The organism is Bacillus sp. LL01, from assembly GCF_001037965.1.
Genome location: NZ_LFEL01000003.1, coordinates 429,137 through 444,111 on the forward strand (window position 1 = coordinate 429,137; position 14,975 = coordinate 444,111).

Genomic DNA, 14,975 nt, shown 5'->3' on the forward strand with positions numbered 1-14,975 from the left:
GTCAGAAAGGAAGTACTTTATGAATGTAGTAGAATTAATGCTCCCTACTATCAATAAATTCTCATCCGCATATCTAGCCCAAAAGGAGAGTATTCTCCCATTTTTTACATATAATCCATTTTCACAGGATGCGTTTGCTGAAAGAAAGAGGAAGTTGGAATTTAGAAGCTTCAGGAGGAAAGAACTTTCGGCACATCTTTTGGAATTTAACCAAAGATATAATGCCGATCGACATACACTACATAATATTGAAAAATTGAATGATAAAGAAGCCCTTGTAGTAATCGGAGGGCAACAAGCAGGGTTGTTAACCGGACCGATCTATACAATTTCCAAAATAGTGAGTATCATCAAGCTTGCAAAAGAACAAGAATCAAAATTGGGAGTGCCTGTCATTCCGGTGTTTTGGATTGCGGGAGAGGATCATGATTATCAAGAAATAAATCATGTGAACTTGCCAAATGGGAATGGCATTGAGAAACACGTGTTCCATATGAAGCAAGCCGGCAAGAAAATGGTATCTGATCTGGAAATTGATAAAGGAAAAATGAAATCCTGGATGTTGGAGATTATAAACTCATTTGGCGAGACATCGTTTACGACCGATCTCCAAAACGATCTGGAGAGTGATATTCAGTCATCTTCCACATTTGTGGATGTTTTTGCAAACATGCTCACACGTCTCTTCGAAGGAACCGGACTTGTATTGGTTAATGCCTCCGATCTATCCTTAAGAAAATTGGAAACTCCTTATCTGCAGAAATTATTACAGAGTCATGCAAAAATCAGCGATGGAATCCTCCGAACACAAAATGAACTGAATAATTTGGAATTCCCTACGATGTTGGATGTGGTTAAAGAATCCATGAACCTTTTTCATCACCACCATGGGGACCGGGAACTCTTGTACTGGGATGCTCAAATACAGAAGGCCATCACAAAAGATACTAATCGGCAGTTCACAATGGAACAGCTGGAACAGCTAGCGGAAGAAGTACCAGGTGACTTCTCCAATAACGTCGTAACGAGACCATTGATGCAAGAGTTTCTATTCCCTACTCTGGCCTTTATTGGCGGACCCGGGGAAATTAGTTATTGGGCGGAATTGGGACGATGTTTCAGCTCAGTGGAACTTGAAATGCCACCGGTTGTACCAAGGATATCTTTGACTTTATTGGAACGGCATATTGATAGCTCGATGAAGGAATTGGATATACCTATTCAGGATGTTCTGGAAAACGGGTTGGAAGAAAAACGGAAAGCATGGCTATATAAACAGGAACTTGAATCGTTGGAAGGGACCCTGGCATCTTTTCGGGAACAATATGAGGAAGTCCATGGGAAATTCCGTAAGGTGGGGGAAGAAACATTGCCTCATTTAAAGCCTGCATTTGAAAAGAATTGGTTCCTGATTGATCAACAGTTTTCCTATATCCATCGATTAATAGAACGATCTTCATATGAAAAGCATGAAAATATGATGAATAAATATGAACGGGTAGAACTTGCTTTGTTACCGAAGGGTATGCCACAGGAGCGGGTATGGAATATATGCTACTTCCTTAATAAATATGGTTTGGATTTCATACAAAGACTTTGCAAGCTTCCATTGGAACACAACGGAAAACATAAAATAATAAGAATTTAACAAAACAGTGGGGCTTTTCCCGCTGTTTTTTATTTATCTTTTTTCTGACATCACTTCAAAAAAAGGGAGTCGTAATCATACAAACGATGAAGAATGCTAGGTAAATGTGTTTGCACTGGGCGAAAAACGGTCAAGTTTGAACTAAATTCGTCCTTTTGTCAAAAAATGTTGTAAAAAGATGAAAAACGAAAAAAAAGTAGGCTTAAAGGATTTTCTTTTAGGGAAGAGAATAGTACAATAAAGTAAGTGGAGATAAGTGGGGGATTGTGGGGGAAAGTAGAAGAAAGGTGGGAAATCCGAATGTTCATGGGGGAATATAATCATACAATTGATACAAAAGGGCGTATGATTGTGCCTGCTAAGTTCCGTGATCATTTAGGTGAAACCTTTGTTCTGACCAGAGGCCTCGATAAATGCCTTTTTGGCTATCCTCTCTCTGAATGGAATACAGTTGAAGATAAACTGAAACAATTGCCACTTACTAAAAAGGATGCCCGCGCATTTACACGTTTCTTCTTTTCAGGAGCTTCAGAATGTGAGTTGGATAAACAGGGTCGTGTGAATATCGCTACACCCCTTGTTCAATATGCACAGCTTGAAAAGGATTGTGTCGTGATCGGAGTATCTAATCGAATAGAAATCTGGAGCAAGGAAAACTGGAACTCATTTGTGGAAGATTCAGAAGACTCCTTCGCAGAGATTGCAGAAAACCTAGTGGATTTTGACTTATAAAAGGGATTCATTACAACGAATACTAGCAACAGCCTGGATAAAACATAATGGTCGGTGAGAAAATACCGAGAGAAAAGAATAACGCAGCATCCGAGATGAAAACAGCTCAGAGCTAGAAAGGCGGTGGGTAATGTTTCACCACGTTACCGTATTATTAAACGAAGCAGTAAATGGCCTTCAAATCAAGGAAGACGGAACTTATGTGGATTGCACCCTTGGAGGCGCAGGACATAGCTCCGAGATTGTGAAACAGCTATCCGAAAAAGGAAGACTGATAGCTTTTGACCAGGATGACCATGCCTTAGAACATGCAAAAAGTGTGTTACATAACTATCTGGACCGGGTCATTTTCATTAAGAGCAACTTTAAACACTTAAAAGAAAAATTGTACGACCAAGGAATCACTAAGGTGGATGGAGTGTTGTTTGATCTTGGTGTATCATCCCCTCAACTGGATACTCCGGAAAGAGGGTTCAGCTATCACCATGAAGCACCGCTTGATATGAGAATGGATACGGACAGTCCGTTTAGTGCTTATGACGTTGTCAATGAGTGGCCATACGAGAAGCTGGTACGCATTTTTTTCCAATATGGAGAAGAGAAGTTTTCCAAGCAAATTGCGAGAAAAATCGAAGAATACCGAAAAACAAAGCCGATTGAGACGACTCTTGAACTGGTGGAGATCATTAAAGACGGAATACCGGCTCCTGCTAGAAGAACAGGTGGACATCCTGCAAAACGTGTATTCCAGGCAATTCGAATTGCGGTCAATGATGAACTGGGAGTATTCGAAGATGCAATTCACCAAGCCATTGATGTTTTAAGGCCGGGGGGAAGGGTTTGTGTTATCACTTTCCATTCACTTGAAGACAGAATGTGTAAGGTAGCCTTCAAAGAGAAGAGTCAGCTGCCTCAATTACCACCGGGACTACCGATAATCCCTGAGGAATTTGAACCGACACTTAAGCTCATCACTCGCAAACCGATTTTGCCAAGTGAAGATGAGTTGGAAGCGAACAATCGTGCGAGATCGGCAAAACTGAGAATTGCGGAAAAAGCGAAAGACTAATAGATAGGCACTTTTCTCAAAGAAAAAAGCCAAAAGAAAAAAATGTAGACTAGGGGGAAAGGAAATGAGTAATCTAGCTCATAAAATCCAGCGGCAACATGAAGAGCGAGTTCAGCAGTCACCAAAAAGACAATTGGTTGTTAAAAAGCGTGCCAAAATTACGCTTGGGGAAAAAGTGCTTGGCTGCATGTTCATCGGAATGCTCGCGTTTGGGTCCATCCATGTTGTATCAAGTCATGTGAGTATTTATCATGTGAACAGTGAAATTCAATCGCTTGAAGGTTCTGTGGAATCTCAATTAAAGAAAAACCGTGAACTGGAGCTTCGTGTTGCAGAAGAAAGCAGCTATGAAGTCATCTTGGAAAAAGCAAAAAACCTTGGTCTTACATTAAACGAAAATAATGTGAAGAACGTAGGGAACTGATGAATACACACAACATCGTTCAAAAAAAGAGAATTCACTTGGGAGCCGCAATTTTACTGGGATTTTTTGCGTTGCTCTTTTTTCTATTAATTGGACGGTTTTTCTACCTTCAAGCGACAGGAGAGGCACACGGGCATAACCTTTCCGCAGAGGCAAGTGAGAGATACAATGTAAACAAGACAATCAGTGCAACACGTGGAGCCATTTTTGACAGAAGTGGTGATCCGATTGCGGAAGATACTCCTTCTTTCAACCTCGTGGCTGTATTGGACGAGTCGTTGACTACAAATGAAGAAAAACCTCGTCATGTAATCAATCCCGAAGAGACAGCTGCGAAATTAGCAGAGGTCCTAGAGGCCGATCAGGGGGAGATACTTGAAAGGTTAATGCGAAACAGTAAACAAGTCGAATTCGGAGTAATAGGAAGAGATCTCCCTTTATCTGTCAAACAGGAGATTGAAGATATGAAATTGCCGGGTATCGGGTTTGTTGAAGGTGCCAAGCGCTTTTATTTTAATGGAAAATTCTCCAGTCACGTTGTCGGGTTTGCGAGGGCAAATGATGATGGTGCAGTAAGCGGGGTTACAGGGCTTGAGAAAATGCTCGAGGAAGAATTGAAAGAGCAGGATGGTTCATTGGCTGTAAAAACCGATAATAAAGGAATAAAGCTTTCGATGAATTCAGATGTCTCCTATGTCCCTGCAATCAATGGGAAAAATGTGCATCTCACATTGGATAAAACCATCCAGACTTTTTTGGAAGAAGCGATGAGCGAAGTAGCAAAGGAATATAAACCGGAAAGAATCATTGCGATTGTAGCTGATCCGAAAACAGGACAAATACTAGCGATGGGATCAAGACCAACCTTCGATCTGAACACAAGGGAAGGGTTGACGGATAATTGGAACAATGATGCAATTTCGTACAGATATGAACCTGGATCGACCATGAAAATCTTCTCTTTGGCTGCAGCCATTGAAGAAGGAGTTTATAACGGTTCTGAAATGTATCAATCTGGTTCCTACTCATTGCCAAACGACCCTGTTCCGGTTTATGACCATAATAGATCCGGATGGGGTTCCATAAGTTTTGATGAAGGTGTGCAACGCTCATCAAATGTTGCATTTGCCTTGCTGGCGGATAAAATGGGGACTGACATATTATTGGAATATATTCAGGCATTTGGCATGGATAAGCCAACCGGTATTGATCTACCTGATGAGACGACTAGTAATATCAACTTCCATTACTATCGTGACCGAATTTCTACAGCATTTGGACAGGGATCTGCTTTTACTCCAATTCAGCAGATACAGGCTGCAACTGCAGTTGCAAATGGTGGAAAGATGATGCAACCATACGTTATTGATAAAATAGTTGATCCGAACACAAATGAAGTGGTTCTGGAGAACAAACCGAAGCAGAAAGGAAAGCCTATTTCCGAAAATACAGCTGAAAAAGTACTGGACATACTGGAATCGGTGGTAAGCTCGGAAAATGGCACAGGACGTCCGTATAGTATTGAGGGTTATAGTGTAGCTGCCAAAACAGGGACAGCACAAATACCGGGTCCTGGCGGCTATTTATCTGGACATGGCGAATACATCTATTCCATTACCGGAATGGCTCCGGCAGATGACCCAGAGCTGTTAATGTATGTGGCTGTTGAAAAACCGAAAATTGCCCAGCATGAAAATGGTGCAGGGCCGGTGTCTGGGGTGTTTAATTCAGTCATGCGACGGAGTCTGCAATATTTAAGCATCCAGCCTGATGGAAAAAAACAAACGGCCCCTAAGAAGAAAGATGTCGGGGTAAAGGTGCCGAACCTTGTAGGAAAGTCTGTTCAGGATATTTCCACAGGGACTCAGGCTCCCGATTATGTGTTGGTAGGGGAAGGTAACAAAATATTGAAACAGACACCAAAAGCCGGACGTGAAGTGATAAAAGGGGAAAAGGTGATTCTGTTGACCGAAGAATCACCACCGCTTCCTGATATGACAGGATGGAGTCTGAGAGATGTCAGAAAAATTGCCAACCTTCTAGGACTTGATACAGAAATAACAGGCAATGGTTATGTGCAAAAACAGAACATCATGCCGGGAACACCGGTGGAAAAAGGGAACAGTCTGGTTGTGGAATTGGGATCTAATCGTCCTTTACCGCAAACAGAAGAAACTGCTCCTGAGGAAGAAACAGAAGAAGATGGTTGATTCGATATGAACTGCATCGTTGTTGGGTTATCTTAACCCAACAACGATGCAGTTTTTTCTATATTGAAGGCTGTTTTCGTAAACATTGTTGCTATTTCGTATTTTTCAATCAACCGTTATATTCCTTACTGTCGTGCTCTTTTCCCGGCGTACAGAATAACCTACATGCCTATTTTAAAGTAAATAAGCTGTAAAAAGTCCAATTGCCGACTTTTTATTAGTGACTAGCAACAATCTTTGAGAAAGGCTGTTTTCGTAAACTTTGTTGCTATTTCGTATTTTTACAACGACCGTTATATCTGTTGCTGTCGTGCTCTTTTCCTGGTTATTCGGAGAGATTGCATGATATTTTGAAAGTAGATACACGGTAAAAAGTCCAATTGCCGACTTTTTACAAGCGAATAGCAACAATCTTTGAGAAAAGAGCCATATTGAAAAAAGATAAGTAAGTATAAATATTTGGCGTTTTGCTAAGCTGCTGATTTCCGTTCCAGGCGCTTCGCTTTCCTGCGGGCGGTCCGTAACCCTCCTCACAACGCTTCAGGGGTCTTACCTGTCTCTTCCTCCCGCGGGAGTCTGCGCGCCTTCCACTCCAATCAACAAGGTGGTTTCATTCACCGATAGAATAACGAAAACCCCTTCTTAGTAAAGGGTCTGAAATAGTAATCAACCGATCTTACTAAAGAATTCTAGCTGTGGATTGGAGCAAATGGCGTAGACTCCTGCGGGGGAGTAGCGGCAATGTTGAGACCCCGCAGGCTTGCCGAGGAGGCTCAAGGTCGCCCCGCGGAAAGCGCAGCCATTTGCGGAAAGGAACAGCGGCGATTAACCAGTCAACTAAAGTTTTTAAGATATAAAAGAACCGGGCGGTTTTTGCCAGAGATTCTTATACCCCACAATCATTGAACACCATGAAAGTTCTAACCCCTTTCGTACAAGCATATATTACTACGAATATTAAAGGGGGTTCATATGATATGCGGGTGTCTCATGTGACGGTTCGGAGAAGATTGACCATAGTACTTATTGTTGGGATTCTACTATTTAGCATCATAGATTTGCGCTTGGGATACGTTCAAATTGCGCTGGGGAATATGCTGACAGATCGTGCCAAAGATTCTTGGAGCAGGAACATACCATTTGAGCCAGAACGGGGCGAAATACTTGACCGAAATGGGGTGCCACTTGCCACCAATATGAGTGCGCCTACAGTCCTTGTTGTTCCGAGACAAATAAAAGATCCGAATGAAACGGCAGAAAAACTGGCTGCTGTCCTCAATATGTCGAAGGAGAAGGTGTACAAGCTGGTAACTAAGAGTTCTTCCATGGAAAGGATCAATCCGGAAGGGAGGAAAATCTCCCATGAAAAAGCGAAGGAGATAAGGGCACTCGGACTTAAAGGTGTCTATATTGCTGAGGATTCCAAACGTCACTATCCATTCGGAAGTTACCTTTCCCATGTACTCGGATTTGCAGGGATTGATAATCAGGGGTTAATGGGGCTCGAACTCTATTATGACGAACAGTTAAAAGGGGAAAAGGGATACGTGCAGTTCTATTCAGATGCAAAAGGAAGGAGGATGCCTGATATTCCGGATGATTATGAGGCTCCTCAGGATGGGCTCGATCTGAAATTGACCATTGACTCAAAAGTCCAGACCATCATGGAAAGAGAGCTGGACCTGGCTCAGGAGTTGTACAATCCGGATGGGATTATTGCAATAGCGATGGACCCGAAAACGGGCGAAATATTGGCTATGTCCAGCAGACCCGATTTTGACCCTGCCCAATTCCAGGATGTAGCACCTGAAATATATAACCGAAATTTGCCTGTATGGAGTACGTATGAGCCGGGTTCCACTTTTAAGATTATTACACTTGCAGCCGCATTGGAGGAAAACAAGGTTAATTTGACGAAGGACACCTTTAATGACAGTGGAGCTGCAATGGTCGATGGGGCAAGACTTCGTTGTTGGAAAAAAGGGGGGCATGGTCATCAGACTTTCCTTGAAGTAGTGCAGAACTCTTGTAACCCGGGCTTTGTGGAGCTTGGTCAACGATTAGGTACTGATACTCTTTTTGACTATATTAAATCATTTGGTTTTGGTGAAAAAACGGGAATCGACCTTGCTGGAGAAGGGAAAGGGATTCTATTTAAACCTGAGCGGGTCGGTCCGGTGGAATTGGCTACGACCGCATTCGGTCAAGGTGTATCTGTCACTCCCATTCAACAGGTGGCGGCGGTAGCGGCAGCGGTGAATGGAGGGATTCTGTACACCCCATATATTGCAAAAGAATTCGTGGATCCGGTTACTGGGGAGGTCGTTTCAAGAAAGACTCCTGTCGAGAAAAGAAGAGTGATCTCAGAAGAAACATCGGCCCAAGTGCGATATGCATTGGAAAGTGTCGTCGCTCAAGGGACAGGAAGAAATGCCTTTGTGGATGGCTATAGAGTTGGTGGGAAAACAGGAACAGCACAAAAAGTCAAGGATGGCCGTTACATGGAAAACAACCACATCGTTTCCTTTATAGGGGTTGCGCCTGCGGACGACCCTCAACTAGTCGTCTATCTGGCAGTTGATAATCCTAAAGGAACAGTTCAATTCGGTGGTGTTGTAGCAGCTCCAATCGTTGGGAATATAATGGAGGATAGCCTAAATGCACTCGGTGTAGAAAAGAGAAAAGGCCAAATCGAGAAAGAACTGCAGTGGCCGGATGTACCGCTTGTAGAAGTTCCGGATCTAAAAGGGATGACAAGAAAAGAACTGCTTCAACAGCTGGTAACCCTTAAGCTTGATATTAGTGGAGAAGGGGATACAGTGGTACAGCAGGCGCCTGCCCCCGGTACTAAAGTGGAGGAGGGGTCCACTGTCAGAGTGTATATGGCAGGTAAAAGCGGTTCGGGTGAAGAGTGACCATCAAGGCTGTTTACCTGAAGAGGATATAAATACTATTCTTCTTCAGGGAACTGCTTTGAATATGCTGAGAGTGCATCTTTTCTCGTGTCTGTTTGGTTTAATTTCCCTAAATAGGATAGAATGGTGATAGTGGTTAGTCTATTGTTTAAAAATGCGTTTAGGTCTTCAAGTATGCAAAAGGGGTTTGATTTACATGAAACTTCAGCAACTTATACAGAATCTTCATCGATACGAAATATCCTCTGAGTATGATCCTGAAATATCTTCGATTGTCATGGATTCCCGTAAGGTCATCGAAGGGAGTTTATTTTTTTGTATCAAAGGGTACACGGTAGATGGGCATCAATTTGCCAAAGAAGCTGTTGCCAATGGTGCCGTGGCGATCATTTCTGAAAAGCTGATGGACCTCCCAGTACCGGTAATTGTGGTACCGGATACAATGAGGGCGATGGCGATTCTTGCGGATGTCTTCTACAAGCAGCCCACCCATAAACTTCATTTAATTGGTGTCACGGGAACAAATGGCAAAACGACTACAACTCACATCATAGAATCCATTTTCCAAAACCATCAACAAAAGACGGGAATGATTGGCACAATCTATATGAAAATTGGAAATACGACTTATCCTGTCAAAAATACAACTCCTGATGCATTGACGCTCCAGGAATCTTTTCACCAAATGGTGGAAAGCAAGGTGGACACAGTGGTGATGGAAGTCTCCTCCCACGCTCTCCATATGGGAAGGGTATTTGGATGTGACTTTGATGTAGCAGTATTCACCAACCTTTCCCAGGACCATTTGGATTATCATAAAACAATGGAAGAATACCAGTTTGCCAAGTCATTACTATTCTCTTCTTTAGGAAACTCCTATAACCTTTCCAAACCGAAATACGCAGTGTTGAACGCTGATGATGCTTCTAGCGATTTTTTCAGGCGTACAACCGCAGCGCAGGTTATTACGTATGGCATATACCAAAAAAGCGATATAATGGCAAAGAATGTGGTAACTAGCGCAAAAGGAACTTCCTTTGATTTAGTGTATGATAACAAGTCGATTCCAATTAAATTGAAGATGGTGGGGCAATTCAGTGTGTACAATGTTCTTGCTGCCATCAGCGCCAGTTATGTGTCGGATATTCCAATGGAAACCATTATTCCGGTGGTCGAGCGGATGACAGGTGTCCCGGGAAGATTTGAAGCGATTGAAGGGGGCCAGGACTTTACCGTTATTGTGGATTATGCCCATACTCCCGACAGTCTGGAAAATGTTTTGAAGACGACAAAACAACTTTCACAGAATCAAATATATTGTATCATCGGCTGCGGTGGAGACAGGGATCGGGCGAAACGTCCATTGATGGCGGCTGTTGCAGTGAATTATGCCAACAAAGCGATTTTCACCTCCGATAACCCACGCTCGGAAGATCCGGTACAAATCTTCAACGACATGAAATCCGGTGTTCTTAATCGCACATACGAAATTGTGGAAGATCGGAGGAAGGCCATTTTCAAGGCGATAGATCTTGCAAAAGAGGGCGATGTCGTGCTGATCGCAGGAAAGGGTCATGAAACCTACCAGGTCATCGGCGACAGGGTGCTTGAATTTGATGACAGAAAAATAGCTTTGGAGGCCATACAATCAAAAATAAGCTCATAGACTGTTAAGGTGTGAATCAATATATTTAACTATTTCCATTGACACCCGATATCCCAAATTATGAGTAAAAATTAATAAAATAGTTTGGTTTTCAAAAGAAAAACGGAAAAGATGAAAAAAAGTATTTTCATGTGAGGGAAAAACCGATAAAATTTACTTTTGGTATATCTTTTTATTTTTCAAAAAAACAAAGGAAATCCAAAACCTAAAGCCAAGGTATTATCATTCTCCAACATCAGGGACTTCGATGTATTAGAAGTTCATGTTTGGTTTGTGATAATACCTCTAATCATGAAAACAAGAGAGGAGGGAATAACGATGGAACAACAGGTTGTTTTATTTGCTATCGTTATGTCTTTTTTATTTACCGTATTATTATCACCAATTTTTATTCCCTTCCTGCGTAGACTGAAGTTCGGTCAGAGTATCAGGGAAGAAGGGCCACAGTCCCATCAAAAGAAAACAGGTACCCCGACTATGGGTGGAATTATGATTCTACTTTCCGTAACGGTCACAACACTTGTCATTACTGGACAGTTTGCTGAGGCTACTGTCGAAACCTATCTGCTATTATTCGTTATGGTTGGTTATGGTCTGCTTGGATTTTTGGATGATTTCATCAAGGTTGTTTTAAAAAGGAACCTAGGGTTGACGTCCTTGCAGAAATTGATCGGGCAAATTGTGATTGCAGTAGTCTTCTATTTTGTCTTTGTTCAATTCGAATTTTCCACAGCGGTAAGTATTCCGGGAACAAACATTTCTATCGAATTGGGATTCTTCTATGTTCTTTTTATAATCTTCTGGTTGGTTGGTTTCTCTAATGCCGTTAACCTGACGGATGGCTTGGATGGCTTGGTATCAGGTACAGCGGCAGTTGCATTCGGTGCGTTTGCGGTCCTGGCATGGTTCCAATCACAATTTGAAGTTTCCATCTTTGCTGTAGCGGTTGTTGGTTCTCTTTTAGGATTTCTGGTGTTCAATGCACATCCTGCAAAAGTGTTTATGGGAGATACAGGTTCCTTGGCGCTTGGTGGTGCAATTGCAACCGTAGCAGTTCTGTTGAAATTGGAAATCATTCTAATCATTATCGGTGGTGTCTTCGTTATTGAAACACTTTCCGTTATCATTCAGGTCATCTCCTTCAAAGCGACAGGAAGAAGGGTATTCAAAATGAGTCCTCTTCACCACCACTATGAACTTGTTGGTTGGTCGGAGTGGCGTGTTGTCGTAACTTTCTGGACGGTCGGCTTATTATGTGCAATGCTTGGAATCTATTTAGAGGTGTGGATCTAATATGAGACAAATCAACCATTACCAAGGAAAAAATGTACTGGTACTTGGATTAGCCAAAAGTGGGACGGCAACAGCAGATCTATTACATAAATTAGGTGCAAATGTAATTGTGAACGACAGAAGTCCATTGGAAGGAAATGAGCAGGCTCAGTACCTTCAATCCAAAGGAATGGAAGTTGTATGTGGGGGTCACCCGACCAACATATTTGACCAAAGGATCGATGTTGTTTTTAAAAACCCTGGTATTCCATATAGCAACCCATTAGTGGAGTTGGCTTTGCAAAAAGAGATATCCGTATTAACGGAAGTGGAACTTGCCTATCAGATCAGCGAGGCTCCTTTTATCGGGATTACCGGATCAAATGGAAAAACGACCACCACTACGCTGATTGATGAAATGCTTGTTGCTGATGAAAAAGGCCCACTTATTGCCGGTAATATCGGTAAGGTCTCAGTAGAAGTGGCACAGGAAGCATCGGATGCGAACGTAATGGTTACAGAACTATCATCCTTTCAATTGATGGGGATTGAATCATTCCGACCTAAAATTTCCATTCTGTTAAACATTTTTGAGGCGCATTTGGATTATCACGGGACGTTGGATGAGTACGCAAAAGCGAAAGCAAGAATTTTCATGAATCAAACGAGTGAGGATTTTGCAGTTGTGAATGCAGATGATTCTGTGGTAATGAAGCTGGCTGAAGGGATTAGTCCGGTCCTTGTACCATTTTCCACCACTTCAAAAGTGGATGGCGCGTATCTGGAAGAGGGGTTCGTCTGCTTTAAAGACGAGAAAGTGATGTCCATCGAGGATATTGTGCTTCCGGGAAAACATAATCTGGAGAACATTCTCGCTGCTGTAGCTGCTGTAAAGCTCATTGGCACAAGCAATGAAGCCATCAAAAAAGTGCTTTCAAGCTTTTCTGGTGTAAAACACAGGTTGCAGTTCATTGACCTTTTGGAAGGCCGGCGTTTTTACAATGATTCAAAAGCAACCAATATACTGGCAACACAAAAAGCACTTTCAGCTTTTGAAGAAAATGTCATCCTTCTTGCGGGAGGGCTTGATCGAGGTAATGAATTCGATGACCTACTACCATACCTTGCAAATGTCAAAGTATTGATCACTTTTGGTGAAACTGCGGAAAAATTAAAGAGAACAGCTGCTTTAGCTGGAATAAAACAAATTAAACATGTCGATAATGTGGAAAAAGCCGTTCCGGTGGCTTATGAAATGTCAGAAAACGGAGATGTTATCCTATTGTCACCTGCTTGTGCGAGCTGGGATCAATATAAAACATTTGAGCAACGTGGAGACATTTTTATAGACGCCGTGCATAAGCTTAAGTAAGGGCTTGGCCACATATTCAAGAGGCTTTGTTCTGATAGCTTTCTCCTTTAAGGGGTAAGCATACGGACAGAGCCTTTTTTGGCTAACACTTCGGATGTAGCTATAAGTGCACATCTATTGCCCTAATTTTAGTAGTTGAGGTGTTCCACGTTGGCAAATAAGCGATCGACTCCGGACATAATCTTGATCTTAACCACCCTGACCCTGCTCGCGGTCGGGCTTATCATGGTGTACAGTGCGAGTGCGGTTTGGGCCGATTACAAGTTCCAGGACACTTTCTTCTTTGCCAAAAGGCAGTTGCTTTTTGCCGGATTAGGAGTAGTGGCGATGTTCATGATCATGAATGTCGACTATTGGACATGGAGAACCTGGGCAAAGCTAATTATTCTTGTTTGCTTTTTTCTTCTTGTCATTGTATTGATTCCCGGAGTGGGAATGGAACGAAATGGCTCACGAAGCTGGATTGGGGTAGGAGCCTTTTCTGTTCAACCTTCGGAATTTATGAAAATAGCGATGATTGCTTTTCTTGCCAAATATCTTAGTGAAAATCAGAAAAAGATCACTTCATTTAAAAAAGGCTTGGTGCCAAGCCTCTCGCTTGTATTTTTGGCATTCGGGATGATCATGTTGCAACCCGACCTTGGAACGGGAACAGTTATGGTCGGTACTTGTATTGTCATGATTTATGTTGCTGGTGCAAGAATCAGTCATTTTGTGGGACTTGGACTAGTAGGAGTAGCAGGCTTCGTTGCTCTTGTGTTATCCGCACCGTATCGAATCAAGCGGATCACCTCATTTTTAAATCCTTGGGAAGATCCTTTAGGAAGTGGATTTCAGATCATTCAATCCTTGTATGCTATAGGCCCCGGTGGACTACTTGGTCTTGGGTTGGGGCAAAGCAGACAGAAATTCTTCTATTTACCAGAGCCGCAGACTGACTTCATTTTTGCCATCCTGGCGGAGGAACTCGGCTTTATCGGGGGTTCATTTGTCGTCCTTCTTTTTGCACTCCTGCTATGGCGAGGGATTCGGATTGCCCTTGGTGCACCGGACCTGTATGGAAGCTTTTTGGCAGTTGGAATAATCGCAATGATTGCTATTCAGGTTATCATCAACGTTGGGGTGGTAACTGGACTTATGCCTGTTACGGGCATAACTCTTCCTTTTCTTAGTTACGGTGGGTCATCATTGACACTGATGTTGCTTGCTGTTGGTATTCTGCTGAATATAAGTAGATATGCGAAATATTAGATGAGTAAAGCCGATTCCGGTATCCGGGGTCGGTTTTCTATTACATTATGGGACATTATATGACAAAAAATAAAAATTTCATTACAATAACTAATATTCGTTGCACATCTTTAACAAGGGATATACTATTAAAGTACTGTGCGATAATTATTTGGCACATAGCTTTTTATAACAGAAATTTTCAATAGAAGAAAATATGCATAATGACAAAAACAGGTTTAGGATCTAGGTATAATAGGGTAATTAAATATAGTCCTTTTTATAAATTACATAATTGTCATGAACCGACTTCATGGTGTGATAGGCTGATGTACCGTTACAATTTGCTTTGCATACTATAGGTATTATCAGCTACCGACTCACATCCACTTGAAACGAAGTCTTATTTCCTACTTTTAAAAGTTGGGTTCTGTTAT

Annotated in this window: 10 protein-coding genes; all 10 read left to right on the plus strand. The window is 42.2% G+C overall.

From position 1 onward, the window contains the following. Positions 1–19: 19 nt before the first annotated feature. The 10 genes from bshC to spoVE all read left to right on the plus strand — a co-directional run bounded on the left by bshC (position 20) and on the right by spoVE (position 14,559). Complete coding sequence (bshC, locus tag AB685_RS11685; protein WP_047970767.1) at positions 20–1,648, plus strand: bacillithiol biosynthesis cysteine-adding enzyme BshC; 1,629 nt, start codon at positions 20–22, stop codon at positions 1,646–1,648. A 300-nt stretch (positions 1,649–1,948) separates the two neighbouring features. Beyond that, positions 1,949–2,380: a division/cell wall cluster transcriptional repressor MraZ gene (gene mraZ / locus AB685_RS11690; RefSeq protein ID WP_047970768.1), complete on the plus strand. Its 432-nt coding sequence runs from the start codon at positions 1,949–1,951 to the stop codon at positions 2,378–2,380. A gap of 130 nt (positions 2,381–2,510) precedes the next feature. Next, entirely contained in the window at positions 2,511–3,449 is a 939-nt protein-coding gene (gene rsmH, locus AB685_RS11695; protein WP_047970769.1) for a 16S rRNA (cytosine(1402)-N(4))-methyltransferase RsmH, read from the plus strand. A gap of 64 nt (positions 3,450–3,513) precedes the next feature. Then, the gene (ftsL, locus tag AB685_RS11700; protein WP_047970770.1) at positions 3,514–3,873 is read left to right on the plus strand and encodes a cell division protein FtsL; all 360 of its coding nucleotides are present in this window, start codon (positions 3,514–3,516) and stop codon (positions 3,871–3,873) included. A 38-nt stretch (positions 3,874–3,911) separates the two neighbouring features. After that, entirely contained in the window at positions 3,912–6,083 is a 2,172-nt protein-coding gene (locus AB685_RS11705) for a penicillin-binding protein (protein WP_241773281.1), read from the plus strand. Positions 6,084–7,060: 977 nt separating this feature from the next. Continuing rightward, positions 7,061–8,998 (plus strand): stage V sporulation protein D, encoded by a 1,938-nt coding sequence (locus tag AB685_RS11715; RefSeq protein WP_047970773.1) that lies wholly within the window; start codon positions 7,061–7,063, stop codon positions 8,996–8,998. 196 nt (positions 8,999–9,194) lie between these two features. Continuing rightward, positions 9,195–10,664 carry a UDP-N-acetylmuramoyl-L-alanyl-D-glutamate--2,6-diaminopimelate ligase gene (locus AB685_RS11720; RefSeq protein ID WP_047970774.1) on the plus strand — a complete coding sequence of 490 codons (1,470 nt, stop codon included), beginning with the start codon at positions 9,195–9,197 and terminating at the stop codon, positions 10,662–10,664. Between the two features lie 318 nt (positions 10,665–10,982). Further along, entirely contained in the window at positions 10,983–11,957 is a 975-nt protein-coding gene (gene mraY / locus AB685_RS11725; protein WP_047970775.1) for a phospho-N-acetylmuramoyl-pentapeptide-transferase, read from the plus strand. A 1-nt stretch (position 11,958) separates the two neighbouring features. Then, positions 11,959–13,308 (plus strand): UDP-N-acetylmuramoyl-L-alanine--D-glutamate ligase, encoded by a 1,350-nt coding sequence (gene murD / locus AB685_RS11730; RefSeq protein WP_047970776.1) that lies wholly within the window; start codon positions 11,959–11,961, stop codon positions 13,306–13,308. 150 nt (positions 13,309–13,458) lie between these two features. Continuing rightward, positions 13,459–14,559 carry a stage V sporulation protein E gene (spoVE, locus tag AB685_RS11735; protein WP_047970777.1) on the plus strand — a complete coding sequence of 367 codons (1,101 nt, stop codon included), beginning with the start codon at positions 13,459–13,461 and terminating at the stop codon, positions 14,557–14,559. The last annotated feature ends 416 nt before the right edge of the window (positions 14,560–14,975 follow it).